Genomic DNA, 26,824 nt, shown 5'->3' with positions numbered 1-26,824 from the left:
GGATTTCGACTGTATCAACCTCTCTAACATCCTTGCCATCGGACAATCGCAACAGCCTGACGCAAAGTGTAACCAAAGGTTCAGATTGACATTCTTCAGACATGACTGCGCGTGTAACGATTACACTACCAGTGTTGTCCTGCGTCACGTTTGTGGAGAGCGAAAATCCGCTCCCCTTGAATGCGCGGCGCTTTTCCGCAACACTATTTGGTGTGTAAACGCTTACCCCCAATAAGAAGGTAATGAATGGCGACAATAAAGGATGTGGCCCGTCTGGCAGGTGTGTCGGTGGCAACCGTCTCTCGAGTGATTAACGACTCCCCAAAAGCCAGTGACGCATCGCGCCAGGCGGTACAAACCGCCATGGAATCCCTGAATTATCATCCCAATGCCAATGCCCGTGCGCTCGCCCAGCAGTCCACCGAAACCATTGGGCTGGTAGTGGGTGATGTTTCCGACCCCTTTTTCGGCGCCATGGTGAAAGCGGTTGAACAGGTCTCTTACCAGACAGGCAATTTTTTGCTGATCGGCAATGGCTATCATAATGAGCAAAAAGAACGCCAGGCCATCGAGCAGCTGATCCGCCACCGCTGCGCCGCGCTGGTGGTTCATGCCAAAATGATCCCGGATGCCGAGCTGATTCACCTGATGAAGCAGATGCCTGGAATGGTGATCATCAACCGCATTATTCCCGGGTTTGAAAAACGCTGTGTGGCCCTCGACGACCGCTACGGAGCCTGGCTTGCGACCCGTCATCTGATTCAACAGGGCCATACCCGGATTGGCTATCTCTGTTCCAATCATCCGATTTCTGATGCGGAAGACCGCCTGCAGGGCTACTACGACGCCCTGCGCGAAAACGGCCTGCCGTGTAACGATCGTCTGGTGGCCTACGGTGAACCGGATGAGAGCGGCGGTGAACAGGCCATGACCGAGCTGCTCGGTCGCGGACGAAATTTCACGGCGGTTGCCAGCTATAACGACTCGATGGCCGCAGGGGCAATGGGAGTGCTGAATGACAACGGGATTGAGGTACCGGCAGAAATTTCGCTGATTGGCTTCGATGACGTGCTGGTCTCTCGCTACGTGCGCCCGCGGCTGACCACCGTACGCTACCCGATTATCACCATGGCGACGCAGGCCGCCGAGCTGGCGCTAGCGCTGGCTGAACAGCGCCAGCCGCCGGATATTACGCATCTGTTTAGCCCGACGCTGGTTCGCCGTCACTCCGTTACATCGCCTTCAGAGACGCAGAGCGAATAGCGGTAGAGGTGAACCCGCGTGTTGGGGTATTCCAGCCCATCACCGATATACTGCCAGCCGTAACGTTCGTAGAAGTCGCGGCAGGCAGACCAGAGGTGCAGTTCTTCATATCCCGCCTGCGCGGCCCAGGTAATAACGTGCTGCTGTAGCTTTCCTGCCAGCCCCTTGCCTCGCGACGCGTCGTCAACGTAGAGCGCCGCCAGCCACGGAAAGAGATCCTGACGCGTGATCAAATCGCAGCGCCAGAGCCCTACCGTACCAACAAGCTTTTCGTCTTCAACGGCGATAAAGGTCAGCGGTAATGCTCCCGGCGTCTGGCTATGCTCAATAATGCTGTGGAAAAATTCCCGGGAAAGCCCTTCGCCAAAGGCCTGCCAGAGCCAGTCGGTGACCTGCTCCGCATAGTGCGGTGCCTGGTAAAGCGGGAGGATAGCTATCTTTTTCACGTTTCACCTGCGTTTTCTCATCTATTTGCTGGCCTGTCGCCCCAGCTCGGTTCGGCGATTACTTTACCAGAGTCAGACTATTTCGTTTTACTTCAGGCATGCATGACGGATCGTGACCAAAAAGCGTGATCGTGGCAGAAGTTTTGCGCTTCCCGCATCGCTTATACGCCGTGAGGTCTGTGTTAAACTGCAAATCATTACGTGGAAGCAGGAATGTAGAATGGCAACAATGCTGGATGTCTCACTGCGTGCGGGCGTGTCGAAGGCTACCGTCTCGCGCGTGCTGAACGGCACAGGTCAGGTTAAAGAGAGTACGCGTCAGCAGGTCTTTGCTGCGATGGAAGAGCTGGGCTATCGCCCGAACTTTCTCGCGCGTTCGCTGGCTAACCAGACCAGCAACAGCATTGGCCTGGTCGTCTCGACCTTCGACGGCTTTTACTTTGGTCGTCTTCTCCAGCAGGCGTCGCGGCAGACGGAAACTCACGGGAAACAGCTGATCGTCACTGACGGTCACGACGCGCCGGAACAGGAAGAACAGGCGGTGCAGATGCTGGCCGATCGCCAGTGCGATGCCATCGTGCTTTACACGCGCTACATGAGCGAAAAAGCGATCGTCAAACTGATGAACACCGTGAAAACGCCGCTGGTGGTCATTAACCGCGAAGTGAGCCAGGCGCCAGATCGCTGCGTATTTTTTGAACAGCAGGATGCCGCGTTTAAGGCCGTGGATTACCTGATCGACCAGGGCCATCGGGAGATCGCCTGTATCACCGTTCCGATCCACACCCCAACCGGGAAAGCGCGGCTGATGGGCTACCGTAAGGCGCTGGAAAAGCACGGCATTCGCCTGGACGAGCGTCGGATAAAGTACGGCGATGCGGGAATGACGCGGGGATACGAGCTGTGCAAGGAGTTGATTGCCGACGGTGTGTCGTTTAGCGCCCTGTTTGCCTGTAACGACGATATGGCCCTGGGGGCGTCCAAAGCGTTACACCAGGCAGGGCTTAAAATTCCGCAGGATATTTCACTGTTCGGCTTTGACGATGCCCCAAGCGCGAAATGGCTGGAGCCTGCGCTCTCATCGGTTTATCTGCCCATCGACAACATGATTGTCACGGCCATCGATCAGGCGATCCGGCTGGCAAAAAACCAGCCGGTCGATGCCATCCCGCCGTTTACCGGCACGCTGGTGTTACGCGATTCGGTTACAACGGGGCCCTACTTTCATCAGATGAGTTCTAAAGCCAGCAGTTCCTGAATGGTCTGACGACGACGGATCAGCCGTGCCTTGCCGTTATCAAACAGCACTTCCGGCAGCAGCGGGCGACTGTTGTAGTTAGATGACATCGACGCCCCGTATGCACCGGTATCATGCAGCACAAGATAATCACCCGGTTTGACCTCTGGCAGCGCGCGGGTCTCCACTTTGCCGCCTTCCTGCTGGGTAAACACATCACCCGATTCGCACAGCGGGCCCGCAACGACCGTCTCAACGCGCGGCGCCTGCGTTAAATCACGGCCGTCGGCGGCCAGGGCGGTAATGTGGTGATAGCTGCCGTACATGGACGGACGCATCAGATCGTTAAAGCCTGCATCAATCAATACGAAGTGGCGAGACCCCATCTCTTTGACGCTGCGCACCTGCGAAACCAGCACGCCGGCTTCCGCCACCAGGAAACGACCCGGCTCAATTTCCAGCTTCACCGAGTGGCCCAGATGCGCGGCGATTTGGTCACGCGCGGCGCTCCACAGACCGTAATAGTGATCGGTATCGATCGCCTCTTCGCCTTCGCGATAAGGAATGGAGAGACCGCCACCGGCTGAGATCGCCTCCAGATCCTGGCCGAAGTCGACAACCTGGCGCACCATCGCACCGCACACCTGCTCCAGGTGGCCATAATCGACGCCAGAGCCAATGTGCATATGAATACCCACCAGCTTCAGGCCGTAGCGCTGTAATACCTCCAGCGCGGCAGGCATATCGGCATACCAGATCCCGTGCTTGCTGTTTTCACCGCCGGTATTGGTTTTTTGGCTGTGGCCATGACCAAAGCCTGGATTCACGCGCAGCCAGACGCGATGGCCGGGAGAAACCTGGCCGAGCTGCTCCAGCATATCCACAGAACCGGCATTCACCGGGATCTGCAGTTCGTGGACGCGCGCAAGCGTCGCATCGTCGATCACATCGGCAGTAAAGACGATCGCGTCGCTGTCGGCTTTTGGATCGTATCCGGCCGCCAGCGCGCGCTCGATTTCGCCGAGTGAAACGGAGTCAACCTTCACGCCCTGCTCATGCATCAGGCGCAGAATATGAATATTGGAGCAGGCCTTCTGGGCAAAGCGCACCACGTCAAACTGATGCAGGGCAGCGATCTTCTCGCGAACGATCTGCGCGTCATAGACCCACACCGGGCAGCCAAACTCGGCGGGCAGGCGCAGCAGGTTGTCGGCGTTCAAATCGGTATCGGTCTGGTTCAGCGGGCGTGGCATGGTCTTCTCCGGGTAAATGCGTTTTGATGATTACGCCACAGCGCGAAGAGAATAAAAAATATCGTTTTATCGCGAGTCTATGCAAAAATGATATGGACAGTAATCTGCTTTCAGGTGCCCTATGCCCGCCGTCAATTTACGCCACATCGAGATTTTTCACGCCGTGATGACTACCGGCAATCTCACCGAAGCCGCACAGATGCTGCATACCTCGCAGCCGACGGTGAGCCGCGAGCTGGCCCGCTTCGAGAAAGTGCTAGGGCTGAAGCTGTTCGAGCGCACCCGGGGCAGGCTTCACCCTACGGTGCAGGGGTTGCGCCTGTTCGAGGAAGTCCAGCGCTCCTGGTACGGACTGGACAGAATAGTGAGTGCTGCGGAAAGCCTGCGCGAGTTTCGCCAGGGCGAGCTGTCGATCGTCTGCCTGCCCGTCTTTTCGCAATCCTTTTTGCCGATGCTGCTGCAGCCCTTTCTGGCCCGATACCCGGAGGTCAGCCTCACCATCGTGCCTCAGGAATCCCCCCTGCTTGAAGAGTGGCTTTCTGCCCAGCGTCATGATTTAGGCTTAACCGAAACCCTCTCCACGCCGGCGGGAACGGCGCGCACGGAGCTGATCTCGTTAGATGAAGTGTGCGTTCTGCCCGCAGGGCATCGGCTTGCCGGTAAGGCGGTGCTCACACCGGAGGATTTCCACGGGGAAAACTACATTAGCCTTTCGCAGACCGACAGCTACAGACAGCTGCTGGATACGCTGTTTGCCGAGCATCAGGTCAAACGGCGAATGGTGGTGGAAACGCACAGCGCGGCTTCGATTTGCGCGATGGTGCGTGCAGGGGTCGGCGTCGCGGTGGTGAATCCGCTCACGGCGCTGGACTATGCCGGAAGCGGGATTGTCATCCGCCGCTTTAGCGTCTCCGTCCCGTTCACCGTGAGCCTGATCCGCCCGCTGCACCGTCCGGCTTCCGCGCTGGTGGACGCGTTCACCGAACACTTAACGGAGCACGCGCGCCAGGTGGCGCTTCGATTACCTGACCTGCAAAACCCGTTATGACAGCATAAACGCCACGGCATCCGCGGCATGGATGGCGGTGGTATCGAATACCGGGACGGGGCTTCGCTCGGCTGGCACCAGCAGGCCAATCTCGGTGCAGCCGAAGATTGCGCCTTCAGCCCCCTGCTGCGCGAGTTTATCGATGACGCTGACGTAATACGCGCGGGAAGATTCGGTGAAGGTACCGAGGCAGAGCTCGTCAAAGATAATCTTATTGATGCGCGCCCGATCTTCTTCATTCGGGATCAGGCTCTCGATCCCAAATTCGCTGTGCAAACGTCCACGATAAAAATCCTGTTCCATGGTGTAGCGTGTCCCCAAAAGCGCTACGCGGCGCATCCCGGATGCTGCAATCGTACGCCCGGTTGCGTCCGCGATATGCAGAAACGGCAGCGAACAGCGCTCCTCAATATGCGACGCCACTTTGTGCATGGTATTGGTACAAAGCACAATACCGTCGGCGCCGGCGCGCTCCAGCCCCAGCGCCGCCTGAGCCAGAATCTCGCCGGCTTTATCCCACTCACCGCTCGACTGACAGGCTTCAATTTCATGGAAATCAACGCTGTGCAGCAGCAGGCTTGCGGAGTGCAGACCACCCAGACGCTGCTTTACCCCTTCATTAATCAGGCGGTAATAAGGGATTGTCGATTCCCAGCTCATTCCGCCTAACAGGCCGATCGTTTTCATCATCCCTCCTTTTCGTTGGTTTCTTCTTTTAACACAACCGATGCCAATAAAAAAAGGCGCTCTGTTCAGCACCTTCTTAAACTGCAGCGTTTATTCCGTCACCGGCTCGGGGAGTGGATTACGGGTGAGCATCGCCTCGCGCAGTAAAACGCTACCGCAGGCAAACAGGCCGCCCAGGAGCGCCGCCAGAACGACAATCAGGGCCTTGCCCGGACCATCCTTTTTCACCGGCATGGAAGGAGAGAGCTGGTACCGGAATGGCTCAAGTTTAACATCGGCAAAGGAGAGCTTTTTCAGCTGTGCGAGGTGGTATTCCCGGTTCTGGAAATCCGCATTCAGCTCGGTCACGTCCTTCAGATTTTTTTCGATCTGCAGCTTTTGCGCGATACCGTCAGCGCCGAGCGCAACGGAGTAATCCGGATCGTCTTTTACCGCCTGCCCGTTGCTGTAAACCGGCTTCTTGATGCCGGCGGCATTCGCGACTTCCAGGGAATAATTCAGCCGCTGCAGGTTGGTATTATGAACATTGGTCAGACGGACGCGATCCAGTTCCAGCTGCTGCGCAACCACGTTCGTTTTCAGGGCGATCTGGTTGCGGATATTCTGTACCGTCTCTTTTTCGACGATAGCCGCGATATAATCGATATATCCCTCCAGAACGTTTTGCGCATCGCCTGCCGTCGGCGCAGTGAAGCTTAATGTCCAGGAGACATAGGGGATTTTATCCGCGTCTTTTCCCTGAGCGTTATTCACCGCTACCATTCTGTCTGAGATGTTGACTATCGCCCGATGCAGCTCAAGCGGATCCACCTCCGTGTCTTTAAGCTGCGACATCACGTAAGAAGAGGATTTCAGATACTCTTCAAGCAATGACTGCGACTGAAACTTTTTAATGAACAGGTCAAAGACTTCCGGACGGGTAATCTTCACGTCCACATCAAGCACCTGTAACGCCACCATCATCTGGCGCAGCGGGTTCCACTGCGACTGTTCTGCCGGAGTGATCACCGCTTTGCTGGTCCACTTCTGCGGCAGTAAAAATGAAATGGCCAGCCCCGCCAGTGCAAAAGCAAGGGTAATGGTGACAATGCGTTTTTTGGCCGCCAAAAGGACCGCTAATAAACCGAAAAGATCAATTTCTTTAGCGTGTATTGCCGGGGAGGTATAACGGGGAAAATCAAGATCGGTGCTTTTTTTGATATCCATCTCAGACATAGACATTCTTCTTTTTAGGATGCGTTTCATGTTGCGCAAATAACAGCGGTGTTCCGATGATACATTATCCTAAGTTCAAATCCCTCTATTCATCCTTCCCTGCCAGAGTTGGTAGTGAATTTCATTACGTTATTATTGTAATGACTAACCATTTTACCAACTCTGACTTGTGTTGAACGCTTAAACAGGCATTACGATCGCACGCCGATATTCCGCAGTTTCTCCCCTGCCATCAGCTTGCGCTCGATATGTTCCAGCGTCACGCCTTTGGTTTCCGGGATCAGCCAGAACGTGACGCCAATAAACGCCACGTTCAGCACCGTATAGAGCCAGAACGTTCCCGCTGCGCCAATCGCGTCCAGCAGCGTCAGGAAGGTCGCGCCGATGATCATGTTCGATACCCAGTTGGTGGTCGTGGAGCAGGTGATGCCAAAATCACGGCATTTGAGCGGCTGAATTTCGGAGCACAGGATCCACACCACGGGCGCGGCGCTCATCGCGTAACCTGCGATACACATCATGGTCATACCGACAGAAAGCCAGGAAAGCCCGCTTGAGGCCGTGCCGTTATCAAACTGCATCAGGCAGTAGCCGAGGATCAGCGTGCCGAGCGCCATCACGCTGAAGCCAATCTTCAGCGCCGGTTTGCGGCCCGCCTTGTCCACGGTGAACACGGCAATAAAGGTGGCGAACATGAAGGTCAGCCCGACCACCAGGGTCGCGATCATCTGCTGTTCCGTAGTGGTAAACCCGGCCATTTTGAAAATGCGCGGCGCGTAGTACATGATGATGTTCATCCCGGTGAACTGCTGCATCGCCTGCAGCAACATGCCGAGGAAGACCGCGCGGCGCACGTTGCGGTTGATCTTAAATAGCGCCCAGCCGCCCTGCTTTAACTTCAGGCTTTCGCGGATGTCGTTCAGCTCTTCGCGCGCTTTTTCCGAGGTATCGCGCAGCATGCGCAGGACCTCTTCCGCCTCCACGTGACGCCCTTTTTGCGCCAGCCAGCGCGGACTGTTTGGCAGGAAAATCACCAGGACGATCAGCACCAGTGCCGGTAAGGCCAGCACGCCCAGCATCGCGCGCCAGTTGCCGCTGTAGCTGAAGTAGGTATCAGACAGGAACGCCAGCACAATACCCAGCGTGACCATCAGCTGATACATGCTGATCATCTTGCCGCGCACGTTTTCACTCGCCATTTCGGAGAGATAAAGCGGCGCCGTGTAGGACGCAATCCCCACAGCGACGCCCAGCAGCACGCGGGAGAGCAGGAGGATTTCAACGTTAGCGGCAAACGCCGAGCCAATGGAGCCGGCAACGAACAGAATTGCCCCGACCATCAGGCTATATTTGCGCCCCAGACGGAACGACAGCCAGCCGTTGAACAGCGCACCGATGGCCGCGCCGAGCATCATGCTGCTCACCACCCACTCCTGCAGGCGACTGCTGAGGGTAAAGTGATCGGTAATAAACGGTAATGCGCCGGCAATGACGCCGATATCCAGTCCAAATAACAGGCCCGCCACGGCGGCGGCAATGGAGACAAACTGGTTCATGCGGCGAGTATCGCGCAGCGCAGCGGGCATTAGGGTAGAGTCATTTATCGATGTCATATTTTTCCTGCCTCAACAGCAAAATTCGTTAACTGAAATTACGAGAAAGCGAGGAAAAGTGTCAGGCCGGAAATCGCGAAGTTATGGATTATTCCGCTACGGCATACGGTTCTGTGATGGATATTACAATTTCAACTCGTGGCGAATAATCACGTATTTTTACTAATCAGTTAATATTTAAGCAATAAAAGTGTGATTGCCGTCATTAGTGATTTTTTAGTATGGATTTTTCATCTTTATCGATATGGACTAAGCCAATTATTGCGCAAAAAAACCTCCGCCCACGGGCAGAGGTTCTTAATACGGGTGGAATTAACGCGCCAGCCAGCCACCGTCTACAGCCACGGTGTAGCCGTTGATGTAATCCGATGCGGAGGAGGCCAGGAAGACAATCGGCCCCATCAGATCGCTCGGCAGACCCCAGCGTCCTGCCGGAATGCGGTCGAGGATTTCCGCGCTACGCTGCTCGTCCGCACGCAGCTGCTGCGTGTTGTTCGTCGCCATGTAGCCCGGCGCAATCGCATTCACGTTGATGTTATGTTTCGCCCATTCGTTTGCCAGCAGGCGGGTCACGCCCATTACGGCGCTTTTGGACGCGGTGTACGACGGCACGCGGATGCCGCCCTGGAACGAGAGCATAGAGGCAATATTGATGATTTTGCCGCCTTTTCCCTGCGCGATAAAGTGCTTCGCCGCCGCCTGGGACATGAAAAATACGCTCTTGATGTTCAAATCCATCACGTCGTCCCAGTCGCGTTCGCTGAAGTTGATCGCATCTTCACGGCGGATCAGCCCGGCGTTGTTCACCAGAATGTCGATATGACCGAATTCAGCCACCGCGCGGTCCAGCAGTTCAGGAATGGTATCGATTTTACGCAGGTCGGCGGTCAGGCTCAGGAAACGGCGCCCAAGAGCCGTCACGCGCTCGATGGTTTCCGTAGGCTCAACGATATTAATCCCGACGATATCGCAGCCCGCTTCCGCCAGGCCTAACGCCATGCCCTGACCCAGCCCGGTGTCACACCCGGAAACCACCGCCACTTTCCCCTGCAGAGAGAATGCATCCAGAATCATGTTTATTCCTTACTCTTTCAGAGCCTGTCACTCACAGGCAGGTTTATGCTTCACCGCCCGCGACTAGCGCAGATCGCCGACCGCAACGTGGTCCATATCATCAAAGACCTGGTTTTCACCCACCATTCCCCAGATAAAGGTGTAGGCTTTCGTCCCTACGCCGGAGTGGATGGACCAGCTCGGTGAAATCACCGCCTGCTCGTTGTGCATCACGATATGGCGCGTTTCCTGCGGCTGTCCCATCATGTGGAACACGCAGGCGTCCTCATCCATATTGAAGTAGAAGTAGACTTCCATGCGGCGCTCGTGGGTATGGCACGGCATGGTGTTCCACAGGTTGCCCGGCGCAAGCTCGGTCAACCCCATGCTGAGCTGGCAGGTCTCCAGCACGTCCGGCACGAAGTATTTATTGATGGTGCGGCGGTTGCTGGTGAGGTTGTCGCCCAGCGTCACAGGCGCGACGTCTGCCGGGGTCACTTTTCTGGTTGGGCAGGTGGCGTGAGCCGGCGCGCAGTTGTAGTAAAACTTCGCTGGCCTGCTGCCGTCGATGCTGGCAAAGACCACGTCTTTCGCCCCTTTACCCACGTACAGCGCCTCGCGATGGCCAATCTCATAGCAGTGTCCGTCTACGATGATGGTGCCCGGCCCGCCGATGTTAATCACGCCGAGTTCGCGACGCTCAAGGAAGTAGCTCACGCCCAGCTGTTTACCGACTTCACCGCCCACGGAGACGCTTTTCGTGACGGGCATAATCCCGCCCACAATAATGCGGTCGATATGGCTGTAAACCATGGTGTACCTGTCGGCCTCGAATACCTGCTCGACTAAAAATGCATTGCGCAGCCCCTGAGTATCGAGCGTTTTGGCGTGCGCACTGTGGATGCTTTCTCTGACGTCCACGGTAACCTCCAGATGTGGTCATGCCCGAAGGCGGAAATAAACGAAACAGCGTTCCGTTTTTCATAATGAGCACATACTATCGGCATAAAGTGGGCTTTTCAATTATATTTAAAACAACGTTTCATTTTTATTTTTTGTTTATAGCGGAAATGATGTTCGGATCACAATTCAACCGCCGGGAGAAAAAGACGCGAAAAAAAACCTCCCGGAGGAGGTCATGTTGTTCGAGAAGAGGTTAGCGTTCGATGGCCAGCGCCACCCCTTGCCCACCGCCTATACAGAGTGTGGCAATCCCTTTGCGGGCATTACGTTTTTTCATTTCGTGGACCAGCGAAACCAGGATCCGGCAGCCGGACGCACCGATAGGATGCCCCAGCGCGATCGCGCCGCCGTTAACGTTGACCCGCAGAGGATCCCACTCCAGCATTTTTCCGACGGAGATCGCCTGCGCGGCATAGGCTTCGTTCACTTCGATCAGATCCACATCCGAAAGCTGCCAGCCCGCGCGCTCCAGGCAGCGGCGGGTAGCGTAGACCGGTGCGATCCCCATTAGCGCAGGATCAACCCCCACGCTGGCGAATGCTTTAATGCGGGCCAGGACGGGAAGATCGAGTTCAAGGGCTTTACTTTCGCTCATCATCATCACGGCGGCTGCGCCGTCGTTAATGGAAGAGGCATTTCCCGCCGTCACCGAGCCCTGCATTTCAAACGCGGGGTTCAGCCTCGCCAGGCCTTCTGCGCTGGCGTCGGTGCGCGGCTGTTCATCGGTATCCACGAGGATACGCTCGCCGCTCTGACGCTGCGTGCTGACCGGGACAATTTCGTCGCGAAAGCGACCGGAATCAATCGCCGCACGCGCTTTTTGCTGCGAGCTTAGCGCATAGGCATCCTGCACCTCACGGCTGATGCCATACTCGCGCGCCAGGTTTTCCGCCGTCACGCCCATATGATAGTCATTGAACGCATCCCACAGCCCGTCATGCACCAGGCTGTCGAGCAGCTGGCTGTTGCCCAGCTGTGCGCCGGTACGGCTGTCGGTCAACACGTGCGGCGCGCGGCTCATGTTCTCCTGCCCGCCCGCGATGATCACGTCCGCCTCACCACACTGAATGGCCTGCGTCGCGAGATGCAGCGCTTTTAATCCTGAACCACAGACGTCGTTGATGGTGATAGCGGAGACGGTATTGGGCAGCCCGCCCTTCAGCGCCGCCTGACGCGCAGGGTTTTGCCCGGCACCGGCCGTGAGGACCTGGCCCAAAATCACCTCATCAACTTCATGTGCTGCGATCCCGCTACGTTCCACCAGCGCTTTTACCACCACGCTACCCAGCTCAACCGCCGAGTGACGCGCGAGCGATCCCTGAAAACAGCCGATAGCTGTACGCAACGCACCCACTATAACGACATCTTTCATCACGACCTCTGTGTTAAATGACATGACGATAGTAGAGGATTGTTACTGGCAATTATCTTAATTGTTTAAAAATAGTGAGTTTAATCACAAGGATCAGCGCGCATCCTGCAGATACTGCCGCAGCCAGCTTCCGGCAACGCCGGGAGGGGATCGTTTATTCCACAGCAGATCGATGCCGATCGCCCGCGGCCAGCCGGGAACATTGAGCTGTACCAGGGATTTCGCGGCGGCAAATTCATCCACCAGCGCACACGGCAGCACGCACCAGCCAAATCCCTGTACCGCCATACTCAAGAGTAACAGGTAATTCGGCGCTGACCAGACGGGCCCGCGCGCGATCTCAGCCTCGCGCTCAAGATAGGTGCTGAGCCGCAGCTCCCGCCAGCCGTGCAGCTCGTCATGCTGAACGTCATGTTGTCCGGCCAGCGGATGCGTGGTCGCGACGTAGATCGCCATGCGGGTCTGCATCGGCAACCGGGTGACGCCAATATCCGTAGGGTAACCGTCGCGCGCTTCCGTCAGGCCAACCTGCGCGCGCTCCTTTTGCAGCAGATCGATCACGTCCTCTTCCTCGCCAATCAGACATTCGAATTCCGTATGGGGAAAACGCGCGTCAAACTGTTTCATCATCTCTTCCAGCACGTCCGGGTTAAGGGTATCGGAAAGAACAAACGTCAGACGCGCTTCCGTTTTCGCCGTTAGCGACACCGCCAGCTCGTCCAGCCGCGTGCTGGCGGCCAGGATAGCCTGCACGTAGCCCAGCACCTGTTCTCCCTGGACCGTTAACACCGGCTGACGCGCCGAGCGGTCAAACAGCTCGAAACCGAGATCGGCTTCAAGATTGGCAATCGACGTGCTGATCGTCGACTGGCTTTTACGCAGCCGGCGTGCGGCAGCAGAAAAAGAGCCCGCCGCAACGGTCTCGACAAACGCGGTAAGGGCTTCGGGTGAATAGCGCATAACCTATCTACTTTAGCGATGGATACTATCTTTAATATATCAGCTTTAACGATAAAAATAGGCTGCATCAACGCCCATACCGGCGTATTAATGAGGTCTATGACTATGCAACATCAGGATGCACTCCAACGTAAGCTGCCGGAGCGGATCTTTCATGCTGTCTGTTTCGAAGGGATTGCTACGGCGATCCTCGCCCCTACGGCGGCGTGGCTAATGCAGCGTTCCGTGGTGGAGATGGGGGGATTGACCATTATTCTGGCCACCACCGCCATGCTGTGGAACATTATTTATAACTTTGGCTTCGACCGTTTCTGGCCCGTTCAGCGCGTCAAACGTACCGCAAAAGTCCGTGCGCTGCATGCGCTGGGGTTCGAATGCGGGTTTATTGTGATTGGCGTGTCGATTGTCGCCGCCGTGCTGGGCGTTACCCTGCTTCAGGCATTCACGCTGGAAATAGGTTTCTTCCTGTTCTTCCTGCCGTACACCATGTTCTATAACTGGGCGTACGATAGCCTGCGCGAGAAATTTCTTAAGCGTCGCCAGCAACGGCGCGCCCTGGCAGGCTAAACCGCCTCTGGCCGGACGCCCGTTCCGGCCAAACTCCGTCGAAGCAACTGCGCTCTTCAGGCATAACTATGGTAAATTGCACGCCATTCCGATGGTTTGATAGTTGATACGTTGCTCTAATGTCGAAAATTTGGTCAAAAGATGAGACTCTCTGGAGTTTCGCTCTCTATGGCACGGCCGTGGGCGCAGGAACGCTGTTCTTGCCCATTCAGCTGGGCTCCGCAGGCGCAATCGTCCTGTTTATTACCGCCCTCGTGGCCTATCCCTTAACCTACTGGCCGCACAGAGCGCTGGCGCAATTTATCCTCTCGTCGAAAACGAAAGGCAACGAAGGGATCACCGGCGCCGTTTCGCACTATTACGGCCGGAAGATCGGCAACCTGATCACCACGCTCTATTTCATCGCCTTCTTTGTGGTGGTGCAGATTTATGCGGTGGCCATCACCAACTCGCTCACGGAGCAGCTGGCGAAACACCTGACGGTGGATACCGCCGTTCGCGTGCTGGTCAGCCTGGGCGTGGTGCTGGTCCTGAATCTGATCTTCCTGATGGGTCGCCATATCACGATAAAAGTGATGGGCTTCCTGGTGTTTCCGCTGATTGCCTATTTCCTGTTTGTCTCGCTCTACCTGATCGGCAGCTGGCAACCCTCGCTGCTGACCAGCCAGATGGCCGTCGATCGCCATACGCTGCACCAGGTGTGGATTTCGATTCCGGTGATGGTATTTGCTTTCAGCCATACCCCGATTATCTCAACGTTTGCCGTTGATCGCCGCGAGAAGTTTGCCGACGGTGCCATGGATAAATGCAAGAAAATCATGAAGGTGGCTTACCTGATCATCTGCCTGAGCGTGCTGTTTTTTGTCTTCAGCTGCCTGCTCTCAATTCCGCCGTCGTACATTGTGGCCGCCAAAGAGCAAGGGGTAACGATCCTGTCCGCGCTGTCGATGATGCCTTCTTCTCCGGCGTGGCTGGGCATTTCCGGGATTATCGTGGCGATTATTGCGATGTCGAAATCGTTTCTCGGCACCTATTTTGGGGTGATTGAAGGGGCGACGGAGATCGTGAAGTCGTCGCTGAACCAGGTAGGCGTGAAAAAGAGCCGCGCCTTCAACCGCGCGATTTCCATTATGGGGGTGTCGTTAATCACCTTTGCCGTCTGCTGCGTTAACCCGAACGCCATTTCGATGATTTACGCCATCAGCGGCCCGCTTATCGCCATGATCCTGTTTATCATGCCGACGCTGTCGACGTATCTGATCCCCTCCCTGAAACAGTACCGCTCCATTGGCAACCTGCTGACGCTGATCGTCGGCGTGCTGTGCGTATCGGTGATGTTTGTCGGCTAAACGCCCTGCATGCCCGGCGTTCTGCCGGGCATGCCTCTCAGTCTCGCCCAGCTGATTCCAGCGGAAAAGGCCTGTCCTGCACCACCGTTTTCATGACAAGCGTAGAGCGAAGATGCTGCACGCCGGGCATGGCGGAGAGCTTCTCGTCGTAGAGCTTCTGGAAAGCGGGCAGGTCGCGGGTCACGACGTGCATCAGATAATCTGGATCGCCAAACAGGCGCTGTGCCAGCACGATCTGCGGGATCTCTTCCACCGCTTCTTCAAACGCGCTAACCGCCTTACGGTCACCCTCCTTCAGCGTCGCGAACACTATCGCCAGGAAGTTGAATCCCATTTTGGCGGGGTCGAGGCTGGCACGGTATCCCGTTATCGCCCCGCTCTGCTCCAGCGCCCGCACGCGACGATGGCACGGCGAGAGGCTCAGATTCACTCTTTCCGCCAGCTCGGTAAGGGATAAGCGGCCATCAGACTGTAGCTCAGCAAGAATTTTTCGATCGATGCTATCCATGTGGAAGATTTTCTCAATTTCACGGTGTTATGAGCATAACATTGAAAGCCTATTTCGCAGGGTTAGCGATATTCTTTTTCTCAACCTTTGACGCACTGCGGGAGTCTTCAGGACGATGGAAATGAGTATTGTGGCCGGCTTTTGGGTGGTTTCTTTTCTGCTTATCATGACGCCAGGCGCCGACTGGGCCTACGCCATTAGCGCCGGGATTAACGGGCGACGCGTGGTACCGGCGGTGATGGGGTTAATGTCCGGGCATCTGTTAGCCACGCTGATTGTGGTGGCTGGCGTGGGCGTAGTGATTGCTCAACACCCGATGGCGTTAACCGGGCTGACCGTCGCGGGGGCCGCGTATCTCCTGTGGCTTGGCATCGGACTGTTGCGTCACCCTGCCGCACCGGAAAAGGCCACCCATCATGCGGGAAACTGGAGGCAGTGGGCAGTGAAAGGGCTCTGCATTAGCGGTCTTAACCCGAAAGTTTTTTTACTTTTCCTGGCGCTGCTTCCGCAGTTCACCGACCCGACCGGAAGCTGGTCGATAGCGATGCAGATGTCCGCGCTCGGCGTGATGCACCTTATCACCTGTACGCTGGTCTATCTGCTGGTGGGGTATGGTTCGAAAGCGGTACTGGCGACCCGGCCACAGGCGGCGCGTCTGGTAAGCATGGCGTCAGGAGGGATAATGGTGCTGATCGCGATGGTATTGCTGTTTGAGCAGGTAAGATAAAAAAACACCGGCCATCGCCGGTGTTATTTACGCCCGAATATCGTCATATTCCCGCGTTTTATCAAACTCATGCTTCGCGAACGGGCACAGCGGAATAATTTTGCGATTCTCACCGCGCATCTTCTCCACCACTTTCGCCACCAGCTGTTTACCGACGCCCTGCCCTTTCAGGCTCTCATCCACATCGGTGTGCTCGATAATGCTCAGGTGCTCGCCGGTCGGTACGAAGACAATCTCCGCGACCTGATTGCCGTTCGCATCATTCACGTAAAACTTGTTATGGCCTTCCAGAATATCCATGGTTCCTCGCTTATTTTTGGCGATACTTCAGCGCACCGCTCGGGCAGGTATCAATCACGCGTACAACCGTTTCAACGTCCACTTCATCGGGAATGATCCACGGCTTACGTTTCAGATTAAACAGCTTTGCGCTCCCACGCACGCAGTTACCTGAGTGTTTGCAGATCCCGGTATTGAAGTAAACGTCAATTTTCTCGCCGGTATAGGCCCGGTAACCTGCATCCAGTAGTTCTTTATCCATGACATTGCCTCTGTAATTATTATCGTGCTGAATGAAGCATAGCCTTACGGGATCCTGATGGCTATAACGCCGAAAACGAAAAGCCAGGTCACAACTCTTTTCTCGCCAGATTGCGTCCGCTATTGGCCCATGTCAGGCTCGGCAAATGTCACTTTTACATAACTTCCGCAGGTTGAATGAAACGCAGACTCTCTTTTCAGGTAAAGCTGTTTTTAGCGCTGGTGTGCTTCTCCTGCCTGCTGTTAGTTCTGCTGGGAACAATCCTGTTTCATTTTATTGACCGTCAGCTCCACCACGATCTCGGCCAGCGCGCCCGGGTTCAGGCCAGCCAGATCGCGCTGATGCCGGGTCTGGCGGCAATGGTAGCGGCCAGGGATATTCCGGGAATAGCCCGCTTAATTCAGCCGCTGCGCGCCGAAAGCGATGCCAGCTACATTGTGATTGGCGATACCGAGGAGCAGCACCTCTATCATTCGGAATCCCCGGAGCGGATTAATTTACCGATGATCGGCGGGGATAATGCGGAGGTATTAAAGGGCAAAACCATTATTTCCGTGCGTCAGGGCGGGATTGGCGTGTCGCTACGCAGTAAAGCGCCCATCTTCAACGCGCAGCATCAGGTGATTGGTATTGTCTCGGTCGGCTATCTGACGTCGTATATTGCCAATATTAACGCCCGCATTCTCTGGCAGTCCGGGCTATACGGCGCTGCGCTTCTGCTGCTGCTGTTTATTTTCTCCTGGCTGTTTACCCGCAATTTAAAAAAACAGATGTTCCGGCTGGAGCCGAAAGATATCGCTCAGCTGGTTTTGCAGCAGCGCGCGCTATTAGAAGCCATGTACGAAGGCGTATTTGCCGTTAATAGCGAGAAGCAGCTGATTTTAATTAACCGCGCGGCACGCGAAATGCTGGATATTCGGCAAAATGAGAAAGAACTTATCGGTAAACCGCTGGAGGACATTCTGCAGACGGCGCCGGGATTTTTATCCCAGCGCTACGCCTCGGTGAGCAGCGGGAGCCACGACCAGATTGCGGTGCTGAACCAGCGCGAGGTGATCGTCAACCGGGTAGCCATTGAGGTCGAACCCGGCGTTGAAAGCGGCTGGGTCTACAGCTTTCGCGACAAAAATGACATCAACACCCTCAGCAGCCAGCTCAGTCAGATCAAGCGCTATGCCGATAACCTGCGCATTATGCGCCACGAGCAGCTGAACTGGACCGCCACGCTGGTGGGCTTGCTGCAGATGAAACACTATGACGAGGCGATTCGTTACATCCAGGTGCAGTCCGAAGGCGCGCAGCGGGTGCTGGACTTTGTCTCCGCCCGTTTTTCCTCTCCCGCGCTGTGTGGTCTGCTGCTTGGAAAATACGTCAGCGCGCGCGAAAAAGGCATCGAATTGCTGTTTGATCCCGCCTGCCAGCTCACCCGAATGCCCGCCACGCTCAACGAAACGGAGCTGATGTCCATTATTGGTAACCTGCTGGATAACGCCGTGGAGGCGACACTCAACGCCCCGGTCCACGCGCCGGTAGAACTCTACATTTCTGACCGTAACCAGGAGCTGCTGATCGAGGTGGCCGACCGGGGCTGCGGGGTGGACGATGCGATGAAGCCGCATATTTTCCGCCAGGGGTTCAGCAGCAAGCCGGACAGCGAAAACGACATTGTGGGCACCGAGCACGGTATTGGTCTGTTTCTGGTGGCAGGATATATCGACAAGGCCGGCGGCAGCATTGAGATTACCGACAACACGCCGCAGGGCACTATTTTTTCTGTGTTTATACCTATTCTACTCCCCGATCAACAGGGCTAAAGCATGAGCACCACCCGACCACTTGACGTTGTGATAGTTGAAGATGAGCCGCACCTGGCGGAGCTGCATCGCGAGTATATCGAGCAGAATTTTCATTTACGCGTGGTGGGTATCGCCGCGTCGATTGAGCAGGCGTGCAGCCTGATTCGTCAGCATCAGCCGCGGCTTATCCTGCTGGACAACTATCTTCCGGACGGTAAAGGCGTGGAGCTCATCGATAACCCGCTGCTGAAAAGCTATGAGTGTTCGGTGATCTTCATCACCGCCGCCAGCGATATGCAGACCTGCAGCCACGCCATGCGCAGCGGCGCGTTTGACTACCTGATTAAGCCCGTCTTTTTCCAGCGCCTGCACGCTTCGCTGGAGCGGTTTATGCGTTTTATCCACACCGTGCAGCAGGTGAAGGTGGTCGATCAGCATGCGCTGGATCGCCTGTTTAATCTGCCCGCCTCGGAAGCCTCCATTACGCCGTCGACGAAGGGCATTGAACCCCAAACGCTGGAACGGATTAAACGCCTGTTCGCCGAGCATCCCGACGATGCGATGTCGGTTGAAGAGGTGGTGGAAAACGTGGGGATCAGCAAAACCACGGGGCGTCGCTACCTTGAATACTGCGTGGAGAGCGGGTTAATCAGCATCGAAATGCTGTATGGCAATATTGGTCATCCGCGAAGGTTATACCGCAAAGCGCCCGATAAACCGTAATCCAGAACCGTTCACAGGCTAACGTTCGCGGATTTTATGGTGTTAATTGCTGAAACGACGGCGACAATCACACTTCGGAATCATTGCTTGCTTCACCCTCTTGTGGGTGGAGCCCGATACGCTATGTTGACAATTAGTTCCTCAAATGTAACTAAAAGGTTAACTATAATGTCGAACACGTTCCGAATTTCTCTGCTTACCGCTACTGTACTGTTCTCTGCTTCTGCACTGTCTGCACTGCCGCAGGGCTATCCTGCTGAGTATCAAAAAGTTGTTGATGCCGCAACGAAAGAGGGCAAAGTTGTTATTTACTCCACCACCGACATCAAGGCCGCCGGGCCGCTGATCCAGGGCTTCGAAAAAACCTACCCGGGCATTAAAGTCGAATACAACGACATGAACAGCACCGAGCTGTACAACCGTTTCATCAGCGAACAGGCCTCCGGCGGCGTGAGCGGCGACGTGGTCTGGAGCTCCTCTATGGACACCGGCCTGAAGCTCGCCACCGACTACGCCATGGAGTATAAATCGCCGGAGCAAAGCCAGCTGCCGAAATGGGCGGTCTGGAAAGATAAGGCATACGGCACCACCTATGAGCCGGTGGTCTTTATCTACAACAAGCGCCTGATCCCGGCCGGCGACGTGCCGGATTCTCACGCCGCGCTGGCGAAGCTGATTGCCAGCCAGACGGACAAATTCAAGGGCAAAGTCACCACCTACGACATCGAAAAATCGGGTCTGGGCTTTATGCTCTCAGTTCAGGATCACAACGCCGATCCTAATTACTTCAAAACCCTGGCCGACGTCGCCAAAGGTGGTTTATCGGTGCAGTCGTCTACCGGCACCATGATGGAGCGCGTCTCCTCCGGTGAAAACCTGATCGGCTTCAACATCCTCGGTTCCTACGCGGAAGCGCGCGCGAAGAACGATCCGTCGCTCGGCATTTCCTATCCAAAAGATTACACCCTGGTGCTGTCGCGCGTGTCGTTCATCAGCCAGCAATCGCAAAACAGCAACGCCGCGAAACTGTGGCTGGACTATGTGCTGTCTGAACAAGGGCAAAACATTCTGGCCAGTCAGGCGGATATTCCCTCCATTCGTAACGATATCGAAGGGAAAAATGATATCGACGGCCTGACCAAAATCCTCGGCAACGCGCTGAAGCCAATTCCGGTTGATGAAACGCTGCTGGAATATCTGCAGCCGAAAAAACGCCTGGAGTACATCAAAGAGTGGCGTACCGCCGCCGGTAAATAAGCGTCTGAGCGCGGCGCAGGCCGCCGCGCTCCCTTATCGACTGAGTTCGTTTTTCTGGGCTGCAACACCAGGGATACCCCATGAATACATTACGCAGAAAGTGCCAAAGCCTGCCGCGAGGCATCGTCGTGCTGATAACCGCCCTGGTTATCTATACGCCGCTGTCGTTTATCGTGATCCAGAGCTTCCTGTCCGCCCCGTTCTTTTCGCCGTCAAAAGAGTGGAGCTTTGAATCATTTGAGTTTATTTTCACCGATCCTGATTTTTATAAGGCCCTGAAGAGCGGCTTTATTCTTGCTTTCGGGCTGGTCTTTATCTCCATTCCGCTGGGCGGCGTGCTGGCGTTTCTGATGGTGCGTACCGACCTGCCCGGTCGCCGGCTGATTGAGCCGCTGATCCTGGTCCCGATTTTCGTTTCACCGATGGTGCTGGGCTTCGGCTACGTGGTGGCCGCCGGTCCGGTGGGCTTTCTCTCCCAGTGGGCTCAGGCGCTGATTGGCTTTGTGCCGTGGAATATCTACGACATGTCGAGCATTGTGGTCATCGCCGGCCTGACGCACGTCCCGCACGCCTATCTGTATATCTCGTCAGCGCTGCGCAGCGTGGGCTCCGATGTGGAAGAAGCCGCGCGCACCGCGGGCGCGTCGCCCTGGCAGGTGATGACCTCCGTCAGCCTGCCGATGGTGCGCCCGTCCATTCTGTACGCCACCGTGCTGCTGTTCTTCCTCGGGCTGGAAGTGTTCGGTCTGATGCTGGTCCTCGGCGACCCGGAAGGCAACATGGTGCTGGCGACCTATCTCTATAAGCTGACAAACAAGATGGGCACCCCATCCTATAACCTGATGGCGGCGGTTGCCGTGGTGCTTATCTGTATCACCATCCCGCTGGTGATGCTCCAGCGTCGCCTGATGCGCACCGCCAACCGCTTCGTCACCATGAAGGGTAAGGCTTCGCAGGCCCGCGCGCTGCCGCTGGGTAAATGGCGCTGGGTGGCTGGCGGAGTGATTGCCTTCTGGCTCACCGTCACCATCGGCGTTCCGCTGCTCGGCGTGGTATTGCGCGCGTTTATCTCCAACTGGGGCGTGGGCGTTTCGCTGTGGGACGAGCTTTCACTGAACACCTTCCGCACCATCTGGGCACAGCCCAACCTGCTGCGCGCCATCGTCAACTCCATGGCGATTGGCGTGATTGGCGGCGCGCTGGCCGTGGTGTGCTACCTGTTTGTCGGCATTGCCATGCACCGCAAGCCGGACAACACCACGCGTTTTCTGGACTACAGCGTGCTGGTGCCGCGCGCCGTGCCTGGCCTGCTGGCGGGTCTGGCGTTCCTGTGGGTGTTCCTGTTCCTGCCGATGTGGCTCGATAACTCGCTGAAATCCGGCTGGCTTTCCGGGTTCGCCTGGACCGACTGGATGCGCGAAAACGTCATCGTCTGGCTGCGTTCGCTGCGCAGCACCATTTTCAGCGTCTGGCTGGCCTATACCGTGGTGTGGATGGCTTACGGGCTGAGGCTGATCTCTTCCACGCTGCTGCAGGTGGGGCCGGAGCTTGAAGAAGCGGCGCGCAGCACCGGAGCGACGCGCGGGCAGATCACCCGCCACGTCACCATCCCGCTCTCCCGCTACGGTCTTATCGGTTCGTGGCTGCTGATGTTCCTGATCTTTGAGCGCGAATATTCAACGGGTGTGTACCTGCTTTCACCCGGCACGGAGACCATCGGCTCGATGCTGGTTTCCCTCTGGGCCGCGGGTGCCATCGATATCGTGGCGGCGCTCTCTTTCATTAACATCCTGCTGGTCGTGGTAGGTCTGGGCATTGCCCTTCGTTTCGGAGTGAAAATACATGATTGAATTAGCTGTTGACGATCTGCACTTAACCTACGGCGACAATCCTGTTTTAAAAGGTGTCTCCATGAACCTGAAGCGCGGCGAAGTGGTCTCCCTGTTAGGCCCCTCCGGCAGCGGTAAAACCACCCTGCTGCGCGCCGTCGCGGGTCTGGAAAAACCGACGCAGGGGTCGATTGTCATTGGCAATAATAAAGTTTACGACGGCACGCCGCGCAGCGAGGTCCCGGCGGAAGAGCGTAACCTGGGGCTGGTGTTCCAGTCCTATGCCCTGTGGCCGCACAAGACCGTGTTTGAGAACGTGGCCTATCCGCTCAAGCTGCGCAAAGTCCCGGCCAAAGAGATCCAGCAGCGCGTGCAGGACGTGCTGGACCAGTTGGGTCTGGGCCATCTTGGCAAACGTCACCCGCACCAGCTCTCCGGCGGGCAGCAGCAGCGCGTGGCGATTGGCCGGGCGCTGGTCTACAACCCGCCGGTAATTTTGCTGGACGAGCCGCTCTCAAACCTCGACGCCAAGCTTCGCGAAGAGGCCCGCGTGTTCCTGCGCGAGCTGATTATCAAGCTCGGGCTATCGGCGCTGATGGTGACGCACGACCAGAACGAAGCGATGTCGATTTCCGACCGCATCCTGCTGCTCAACAACGGCAAAATTGAGCAACAGGGCACGCCGCAGGAGATGTACGGCTCGCCGAAAACGCTGTTTACCGCTGAGTTTATGGGCAGCAACAACCGCCTGCACGGCAAGGTTACCGAAGTGCGCGAAGGCAAAGCGCGTATCGAAGGCAAAGGCTGGGTGCTGTGGGGCCAGGCCGGTGAAGGGGTGCAGAGCGGTGATGAAGCCACGGCGGTGATCCGCGTCGAGCGCGTGGCGGTAGTCGAGGGACCAGGGGAAAATCAGCTTGAGCTGCCGCTGCTCACCAGCATGTACCTCGGCGACCGCTGGGAGTACCTGTTCCGCACGGTGGGGGATGATTTTGTCATTCGTGCGTATGGGCATGAGGTTCGGGATCCGCAGCACTGCCATCTTTCGCTGCCTGAGAAGCATGTGTGGGTGTTCCCGAAAGGGTGATGAGTCAATAATTAATCTGCCATGGCCCGGTGGCGATTCGCTTACCGGGTCTACGGAATAGATGAATGCAGAGAAGCCGAGGTCGGCGGTATAAGTCATTTTTTTAATCTGGAGAATTCGTTTGGCGAGAAAAACGAAGATCTGAGGCGGAGTCAGTCCCAAGAGTTTGCATTGTTACGGCTTCGATCTTGGCATTAGCAAGTTCAAAAAACATGTTATCTAACTCAAGTTAAGGGTGCCCCAGTTTATCACTGTTATTCGCCAGCTTCTGTGTGCTCCTAACCGCCTTATCAAAAATCCCTACCACTGCTGCTGTGTTTGCCAATACACCAGCCATAACATTTTCTGCCTAAGATTTATTGAAGATTAACGCTCACCACTTTACTGCATAACCTCCTGTTACGAAACGCAGTTTCACTTAGGTCTAATACTTGTTGCGCATGTTGTTATTGATTGTTAAATAACCTTTGTAATTATTCCCATAACAAGAAGAGGGATTTATTAAGCAATATACCAAGGCTTTTTACTACAGAAAGACAGCGTTTCTCCTGTTGTAATAAAGCGAGGCAAATTGCAACACAAGCAAAGCAGTGTGACGCAGTGGCAATACTAGGATATTCGCCACAGATCCAGTGAAATTATTAGGAGGCTAATCGTTCCACTCAGCAGATCAGCTATAGAGTCGGGGATACTTTTAACATGAGGATATGATTCGGTCTGACTCTGCCACGGTCAATACGTGGGGAACAGAGTCAGATGATGCTTTACATTACCGCAAAGCGGCCGTGTAAAATGGCTCGAGAAAAGTCAGCGCTTCCACTTGGAGAGTGAAACAATAAAATGAATATACTCAATAGAATGGATATTATGCCAAAACTAATGAGTGTAATTCTCTTATCGTATGCGTAGTCAATTGGCTCTACCACTGTCAACACTTGTGCATGCTTGAGCAAATTGATGTCCAAAAGGTGTGATGGACAATCGCATTTCTTTTTCAACATAGACTAACCCACTTTGCTCTGTAGATGACTTCAGCGCCTCCAATATCGGTGAGCTTTTCAATTTGCTATAGACATCAGCGTCCGTATATTTATTCATTGGAGGAATTTCACAAAGGCCCAGTCTGCATAAATTTACAATATATGCTGGAACATTGCTCTGTACCTCACATTGAGCAACCTCACCTAAATCCGTAAAGATTGGAATGATATCGTAACCACCTTGAAGCCCCTCAGCATTCCCTTGTTTATACTCTTGTCGGATATGGAGCAAAGGATACAGTCGGTTTGGATCAGTAAACAAATTTACAATCTTCGCTTCATCTGGAGTTATTTGCTTAATTATCTCAACAAATGAAGGGTGGGCCTGATTTGCTGTCTCTTTATTCATTGCGGTGGCTAAAAGATTAGCATACATTTCACTTAAACTTGGCTCATGTCCTGTATATCGCAAGGCTTCGATAGCTGGTACAGCAATATTAGGTTTAGGGGTGATGATGTTTTCAGTTGGAATAGCCTTAAGTTTTTCAGCAACTTTGGTAGCAGTAAACTCACGGATCTGATCATACCCCCATACCAACACGCTAACTGGAGCTAAAGCAACATTGACGAGTTTAGCAACGGTCCCAAGCGCTTTCCCAACCTCCTGTGCTGCTGGTTGAAGGGCATCTTGGTAAACTGGTACTTCTTTAGCTACTGCTGCCACAGCGTTAGCGATATCAGCTACGTTACTACTTTTGGATTCATCATCAGACATATCAATCACCAGTGGAATCAGGAAGTTCACTGGGATTATACAGTTGCCGCTTAATCATTGGTAATTTGAACGTTTCGAAAATTTGATCGATAGCAACCATTTAGCGCCGTGTTGGGCATACCAACATCAAGCGCCGAAGGCGTGTCATCAGAATTGTCGGTTAACCGCTCTCTTATCGAGTACCGATCATTTATGGCTCGGTGAACACCACGGCAGAGCCAGATCCTTTCCCGATCTGGTTAGGCTTCCCAACATTTGCTCGTTTATCCGTGGCGTGTCATCACGACAGGCTGTTACGGGACACCGCGCTAAGTGTGGAACGGTTAAAAGTTTCAGGAATGGTTTACAGCCGTAGTGAAAGGCTTTGTTTTCTTGTTGGACTATCGCGGTAAGACACTGGAACGACCGCCAGCGTTTTGATAAGCTTCCTGATCACTACTCACCAAATCGCGGTAGTTACCAAGGTAGAACGTCGAGAGGGTTCTCAACAGCGCTTACAGAGCGCCTCCCTCTAAGCACCGGAAACATAACGATTTTTTAGCTGATTTTGAGCGTAAAAAATCGCTGGAGCGGGCGAAGGGAATCGAACCCTCGTATAGAGCTTGGGAAGCTCTCGTTCTACCATTGAACTACGCCCGCTTTGAGGTGCGTATGGCATTATAGACCTTACGCACCTTCATACAAGCCTCTTAACAACTAACCGGCGATTAAATAATCACTTAGCACTTCGGTTTGCTGCCGGGCGCAGGCAGATAACGCTGCGGGTCGATGGCCGTCGCCTTATAGCGAATCTGGAAATGCAGCTTCACCGAATCCGTACCGGTGCTGCCCATGGTGGCAATCTTCTGCCCGGCTTTGACGTTCTGCCCGTTGTTGACCAGCATCGTGTCGTTGTGCGCATAGGCCGTGATGTAGTCTTCACCATGCTTAATCATGATCAGGTTACCGTAGCCGCGCAGCTGGTTGCCGACGTAAACCACCTTCCCGGCTCCGGAGGCATAAACCGGCGTACCGCGTGCAGCCGCGATATCAATACCCTTATTGCCACCTTCAGAGAGCGAGTAAGGGGCGACCACTTTACCGCTGGCAGGCCAGATCCAGCAGCGCTGACCGACCGGCGGCCAGGATGATTGAGGCACCTGATAGGACGGCGTCACTTTGGCGGCTTTGCCTTTCGAAGAGGATTTGTTACCCGAGGACGATCCGCCGCTAACCTTCAGCTTCTGCCCCACCTCGATGGTGTAGGGTGGTGAGAGATTATTCAGACGCGCCAGATCCTTCACGCTGGTTCCCGTTGCGCGCGAAATCCGGTACAGCGTATCCCCGCGCTTAACGGTATAGACCGAACCGGAATAGCTGCCCATATCCGAAGATTTGCTCCCTGAACAGCCCGCCAGCAATAGCGTCATCGTCAGGCAAAAAATGGCGGTGATGGGGTTTCTCGTCAGGCTTCCTGCAAACAAAACAGATCCTCGGTCAGCGTGAATGGCGCACTATGATAACAGCCAAAACGAATATGGGTCATGCCCTTTTCCGCTCTACGCGCCAAACCGTTCGTATAAGAATGCAGTATAATGA

25 protein-coding genes and 1 tRNA gene are annotated in these 26,824 nt (G+C 55.2%); 11 read left to right on the top strand and 15 right to left on the bottom strand.

Translation table 11 applies throughout. The features are described from left to right. The first annotated feature begins 246 nt into the window (after positions 1-246). Positions 247-1,263 carry an HTH-type transcriptional regulator GalR gene (gene galR, locus AC1VYI_RS06115; RefSeq protein ID WP_134867187.1) on the top strand — a complete coding sequence of 339 codons (1,017 nt, stop codon included), beginning with the start codon at positions 247-249 and terminating at the stop codon, positions 1,261-1,263. Here galR and AC1VYI_RS06110 read toward each other — a convergent pair. After that, entirely contained in the window at positions 1,224-1,700 is a 477-nt protein-coding gene (locus tag AC1VYI_RS06110) for a GNAT family N-acetyltransferase (protein ID WP_134867429.1), read from the bottom strand. The two genes, galR and AC1VYI_RS06110, sit on opposite strands and share 40 nt — an antisense overlap. A 229-nt stretch (positions 1,701-1,929) precedes the next feature. Between AC1VYI_RS06110 and AC1VYI_RS06105 the strand changes: the two genes are divergently transcribed. Then, complete coding sequence (locus tag AC1VYI_RS06105; RefSeq protein WP_047743865.1) at positions 1,930-2,967, top strand: LacI family DNA-binding transcriptional regulator; 1,038 nt, start codon at positions 1,930-1,932, stop codon at positions 2,965-2,967. Here the strand turns inward: AC1VYI_RS06105 and lysA are convergent. Continuing rightward, a complete protein-coding gene (gene lysA / locus AC1VYI_RS06100) occupies positions 2,937-4,199 on the bottom strand; it encodes a diaminopimelate decarboxylase (protein ID WP_047743863.1) in 1,263 nt (420 codons plus the stop codon). The genes AC1VYI_RS06105 and lysA overlap by 31 nt on opposite strands. A gap of 121 nt (positions 4,200-4,320) precedes the next feature. Between lysA and AC1VYI_RS06095 the strand changes: the two genes are divergently transcribed. Beyond that, complete coding sequence (locus tag AC1VYI_RS06095) at positions 4,321-5,247, top strand: LysR family transcriptional regulator (RefSeq protein WP_045355591.1); 927 nt, start codon at positions 4,321-4,323, stop codon at positions 5,245-5,247. Here AC1VYI_RS06095 and AC1VYI_RS06090 read toward each other — a convergent pair. The 7 genes from AC1VYI_RS06090 to AC1VYI_RS06060 all read right to left on the bottom strand — a co-directional run bounded on the left by AC1VYI_RS06090 (position 5,242) and on the right by AC1VYI_RS06060 (position 13,110). Beyond that, complete coding sequence (locus AC1VYI_RS06090; RefSeq protein ID WP_134867428.1) at positions 5,242-5,934, bottom strand: aspartate/glutamate racemase; 693 nt, start codon at positions 5,932-5,934, stop codon at positions 5,242-5,244. The genes AC1VYI_RS06095 and AC1VYI_RS06090 overlap by 6 nt on opposite strands. Positions 5,935-6,024: 90 nt before the next feature. Further along, positions 6,025-7,149 carry an LPS O-antigen length regulator Wzz(fepE) gene (wzz(fepE), locus tag AC1VYI_RS06085; RefSeq protein ID WP_047743860.1) on the bottom strand — a complete coding sequence of 375 codons (1,125 nt, stop codon included), beginning with the start codon at positions 7,147-7,149 and terminating at the stop codon, positions 6,025-6,027. Positions 7,150-7,340: 191 nt separating this feature from the next. Then, complete coding sequence (gene araE, locus AC1VYI_RS06080) at positions 7,341-8,762, bottom strand: arabinose-proton symporter AraE (RefSeq protein ID WP_023309060.1); 1,422 nt, start codon at positions 8,760-8,762, stop codon at positions 7,341-7,343. Positions 8,763-9,074: 312 nt separating this feature from the next. Then, the gene (gene kduD, locus AC1VYI_RS06075; RefSeq protein WP_023309061.1) at positions 9,075-9,836 is read right to left on the bottom strand and encodes a 2-dehydro-3-deoxy-D-gluconate 5-dehydrogenase KduD; all 762 of its coding nucleotides are present in this window, start codon (positions 9,834-9,836) and stop codon (positions 9,075-9,077) included. Positions 9,837-9,899: 63 nt separating this feature from the next. Further along, positions 9,900-10,736 (bottom strand): 5-dehydro-4-deoxy-D-glucuronate isomerase, encoded by an 837-nt coding sequence (gene kduI / locus AC1VYI_RS06070; RefSeq protein WP_134867185.1) that lies wholly within the window; start codon positions 10,734-10,736, stop codon positions 9,900-9,902. A gap of 235 nt (positions 10,737-10,971) precedes the next feature. Then, on the bottom strand, positions 10,972-12,150 hold the full coding sequence (locus AC1VYI_RS06065) for an acetyl-CoA C-acetyltransferase (RefSeq protein ID WP_023309063.1): 1,179 nt from the start codon (positions 12,148-12,150) through the stop codon (positions 10,972-10,974). Positions 12,151-12,243: 93 nt separating this feature from the next. Beyond that, positions 12,244-13,110 carry a LysR family transcriptional regulator gene (locus tag AC1VYI_RS06060; protein WP_045355596.1) on the bottom strand — a complete coding sequence of 289 codons (867 nt, stop codon included), beginning with the start codon at positions 13,108-13,110 and terminating at the stop codon, positions 12,244-12,246. 105 nt (positions 13,111-13,215) lie between these two features. Between AC1VYI_RS06060 and AC1VYI_RS06055 the strand changes: the two genes are divergently transcribed. Then, positions 13,216-13,677: a multidrug/biocide efflux PACE transporter gene (locus AC1VYI_RS06055; RefSeq protein WP_023309065.1), complete on the top strand. Its 462-nt coding sequence runs from the start codon at positions 13,216-13,218 to the stop codon at positions 13,675-13,677. Positions 13,678-13,796: 119 nt separating this feature from the next. Then, positions 13,797-15,026, top strand: a complete 1,230-nt coding sequence (locus AC1VYI_RS06050; protein ID WP_134867184.1) for an amino acid permease — start codon at positions 13,797-13,799, stop codon at positions 15,024-15,026. Between the two features lie 37 nt (positions 15,027-15,063). Here the strand turns inward: AC1VYI_RS06050 and AC1VYI_RS06045 are convergent, their stop codons facing one another. Next, entirely contained in the window at positions 15,064-15,534 is a 471-nt protein-coding gene (locus AC1VYI_RS06045; protein WP_047743852.1) for an Lrp/AsnC family transcriptional regulator, read from the bottom strand. 115 nt (positions 15,535-15,649) lie between these two features. Here AC1VYI_RS06045 and AC1VYI_RS06040 point away from each other — a divergent pair, with 115 nt between their 5' ends. Continuing rightward, positions 15,650-16,261: a LysE family translocator gene (locus AC1VYI_RS06040; RefSeq protein WP_126796307.1), complete on the top strand. Its 612-nt coding sequence runs from the start codon at positions 15,650-15,652 to the stop codon at positions 16,259-16,261. 27 nt (positions 16,262-16,288) lie between these two features. Here the strand turns inward: AC1VYI_RS06040 and AC1VYI_RS06035 are convergent, their stop codons facing one another. Both AC1VYI_RS06035 and yjdI read right to left on the bottom strand, forming a co-directional pair. Beyond that, on the bottom strand, positions 16,289-16,561 hold the full coding sequence (locus AC1VYI_RS06035; protein WP_008499687.1) for a GNAT family N-acetyltransferase: 273 nt from the start codon (positions 16,559-16,561) through the stop codon (positions 16,289-16,291). A 10-nt stretch (positions 16,562-16,571) separates the two neighbouring features. Next, positions 16,572-16,802 (bottom strand): 4Fe-4S mono-cluster protein YjdI, encoded by a 231-nt coding sequence (yjdI, locus tag AC1VYI_RS06030; RefSeq protein ID WP_008499689.1) that lies wholly within the window; start codon positions 16,800-16,802, stop codon positions 16,572-16,574. A 176-nt stretch (positions 16,803-16,978) separates the two neighbouring features. Here yjdI and AC1VYI_RS06025 point away from each other — a divergent pair, with 176 nt between their 5' ends. From AC1VYI_RS06025 to AC1VYI_RS06005, 5 genes are all read left to right on the top strand, one after another. Further along, positions 16,979-18,616 (top strand): ATP-binding protein, encoded by a 1,638-nt coding sequence (locus AC1VYI_RS06025; RefSeq protein ID WP_134867183.1) that lies wholly within the window; start codon positions 16,979-16,981, stop codon positions 18,614-18,616. A gap of 3 nt (positions 18,617-18,619) precedes the next feature. Continuing rightward, positions 18,620-19,321 (top strand): response regulator, encoded by a 702-nt coding sequence (locus AC1VYI_RS06020; RefSeq protein WP_134867182.1) that lies wholly within the window; start codon positions 18,620-18,622, stop codon positions 19,319-19,321. A 168-nt stretch (positions 19,322-19,489) separates the two neighbouring features. Further along, entirely contained in the window at positions 19,490-20,578 is a 1,089-nt protein-coding gene (locus AC1VYI_RS06015; protein WP_047173547.1) for an ABC transporter substrate-binding protein, read from the top strand. 80 nt (positions 20,579-20,658) lie between these two features. After that, entirely contained in the window at positions 20,659-22,428 is a 1,770-nt protein-coding gene (locus AC1VYI_RS06010) for an ABC transporter permease (RefSeq protein ID WP_134867181.1), read from the top strand. After that, positions 22,421-23,491, top strand: coding sequence for an ABC transporter ATP-binding protein (locus AC1VYI_RS06005; protein WP_023309074.1), 1,071 nt, complete (start codon positions 22,421-22,423; stop codon positions 23,489-23,491). The genes AC1VYI_RS06010 and AC1VYI_RS06005 overlap by 8 nt, the downstream gene beginning before the upstream one ends. Before the next feature lie 909 nt (positions 23,492-24,400). Here the strand turns inward: AC1VYI_RS06005 and AC1VYI_RS06000 are convergent. The 3 genes from AC1VYI_RS06000 to actS all read right to left on the bottom strand — a co-directional run bounded on the left by AC1VYI_RS06000 (position 24,401) and on the right by actS (position 26,709). Next, the gene (locus tag AC1VYI_RS06000; RefSeq protein ID WP_134867180.1) at positions 24,401-25,246 is read right to left on the bottom strand and encodes a DUF4393 domain-containing protein; all 846 of its coding nucleotides are present in this window, start codon (positions 25,244-25,246) and stop codon (positions 24,401-24,403) included. A 565-nt stretch (positions 25,247-25,811) separates the two neighbouring features. Then, positions 25,812-25,885 (bottom strand) — tRNA-Gly (locus AC1VYI_RS05995). Positions 25,886-25,965: 80 nt separating this feature from the next. Beyond that, complete coding sequence (gene actS, locus AC1VYI_RS05990) at positions 25,966-26,709, bottom strand: amidase activator ActS (RefSeq protein ID WP_258754815.1); 744 nt, start codon at positions 26,707-26,709, stop codon at positions 25,966-25,968. Between the last annotated feature and the right edge of the window lie 115 nt (positions 26,710-26,824).

It is taken from the genome of Enterobacter sp. QK-SA4, from assembly GCF_056856775.1.
The sequence above is the reverse complement of the archived record's forward strand: the minus strand, read 5'-3'. Positions and strand labels throughout refer to the sequence as shown.

Coding starts and splice junctions, on each gene's coding strand:
- AC1VYI_RS06090 (WP_134867428.1), bottom strand. CDS start 5,934: ATGAAAACGATCGGCCTGTTAGGCGGAATGAGCTGGGAATCGACAATC.
- AC1VYI_RS06010 (WP_134867181.1), top strand. CDS start 20,659: ATGAATACATTACGCAGAAAGTGCCAAAGCCTGCCGCGAGGCATCGTC.
- galR (WP_134867187.1), top strand. CDS start 247: ATGGCGACAATAAAGGATGTGGCCCGTCTGGCAGGTGTGTCGGTGGCA.
- AC1VYI_RS06025 (WP_134867183.1), top strand. CDS start 16,979: ATGAAACGCAGACTCTCTTTTCAGGTAAAGCTGTTTTTAGCGCTGGTG.
- lysA (WP_047743863.1), bottom strand. CDS start 4,199: ATGCCACGCCCGCTGAACCAGACCGATACCGATTTGAACGCCGACAAC.
- AC1VYI_RS06105 (WP_047743865.1), top strand. CDS start 1,930: ATGGCAACAATGCTGGATGTCTCACTGCGTGCGGGCGTGTCGAAGGCT.
- yjdI (WP_008499689.1), bottom strand. CDS start 16,802: ATGGATAAAGAACTACTGGATGCAGGTTACCGGGCCTATACCGGCGAG.
- AC1VYI_RS06005 (WP_023309074.1), top strand. CDS start 22,421: ATGATTGAATTAGCTGTTGACGATCTGCACTTAACCTACGGCGACAAT.
- AC1VYI_RS06035 (WP_008499687.1), bottom strand. CDS start 16,561: ATGGATATTCTGGAAGGCCATAACAAGTTTTACGTGAATGATGCGAAC.
- AC1VYI_RS06015 (WP_047173547.1), top strand. CDS start 19,490: ATGTCGAACACGTTCCGAATTTCTCTGCTTACCGCTACTGTACTGTTC.
- AC1VYI_RS06065 (WP_023309063.1), bottom strand. CDS start 12,150: ATGAAAGATGTCGTTATAGTGGGTGCGTTGCGTACAGCTATCGGCTGT.
- AC1VYI_RS06060 (WP_045355596.1), bottom strand. CDS start 13,110: ATGCGCTATTCACCCGAAGCCCTTACCGCGTTTGTCGAGACCGTTGCG.
- AC1VYI_RS06055 (WP_023309065.1), top strand. CDS start 13,216: ATGCAACATCAGGATGCACTCCAACGTAAGCTGCCGGAGCGGATCTTT.
- AC1VYI_RS06045 (WP_047743852.1), bottom strand. CDS start 15,534: ATGGATAGCATCGATCGAAAAATTCTTGCTGAGCTACAGTCTGATGGC.
- AC1VYI_RS06020 (WP_134867182.1), top strand. CDS start 18,620: ATGAGCACCACCCGACCACTTGACGTTGTGATAGTTGAAGATGAGCCG.
- kduD (WP_023309061.1), bottom strand. CDS start 9,836: ATGATTCTGGATGCATTCTCTCTGCAGGGGAAAGTGGCGGTGGTTTCC.
- AC1VYI_RS06040 (WP_126796307.1), top strand. CDS start 15,650: ATGGAAATGAGTATTGTGGCCGGCTTTTGGGTGGTTTCTTTTCTGCTT.
- AC1VYI_RS06050 (WP_134867184.1), top strand. CDS start 13,797: ATGTCGAAAATTTGGTCAAAAGATGAGACTCTCTGGAGTTTCGCTCTC.
- AC1VYI_RS06000 (WP_134867180.1), bottom strand. CDS start 25,246: ATGTCTGATGATGAATCCAAAAGTAGTAACGTAGCTGATATCGCTAAC.
- araE (WP_023309060.1), bottom strand. CDS start 8,762: ATGACATCGATAAATGACTCTACCCTAATGCCCGCTGCGCTGCGCGAT.
- AC1VYI_RS06095 (WP_045355591.1), top strand. CDS start 4,321: ATGCCCGCCGTCAATTTACGCCACATCGAGATTTTTCACGCCGTGATG.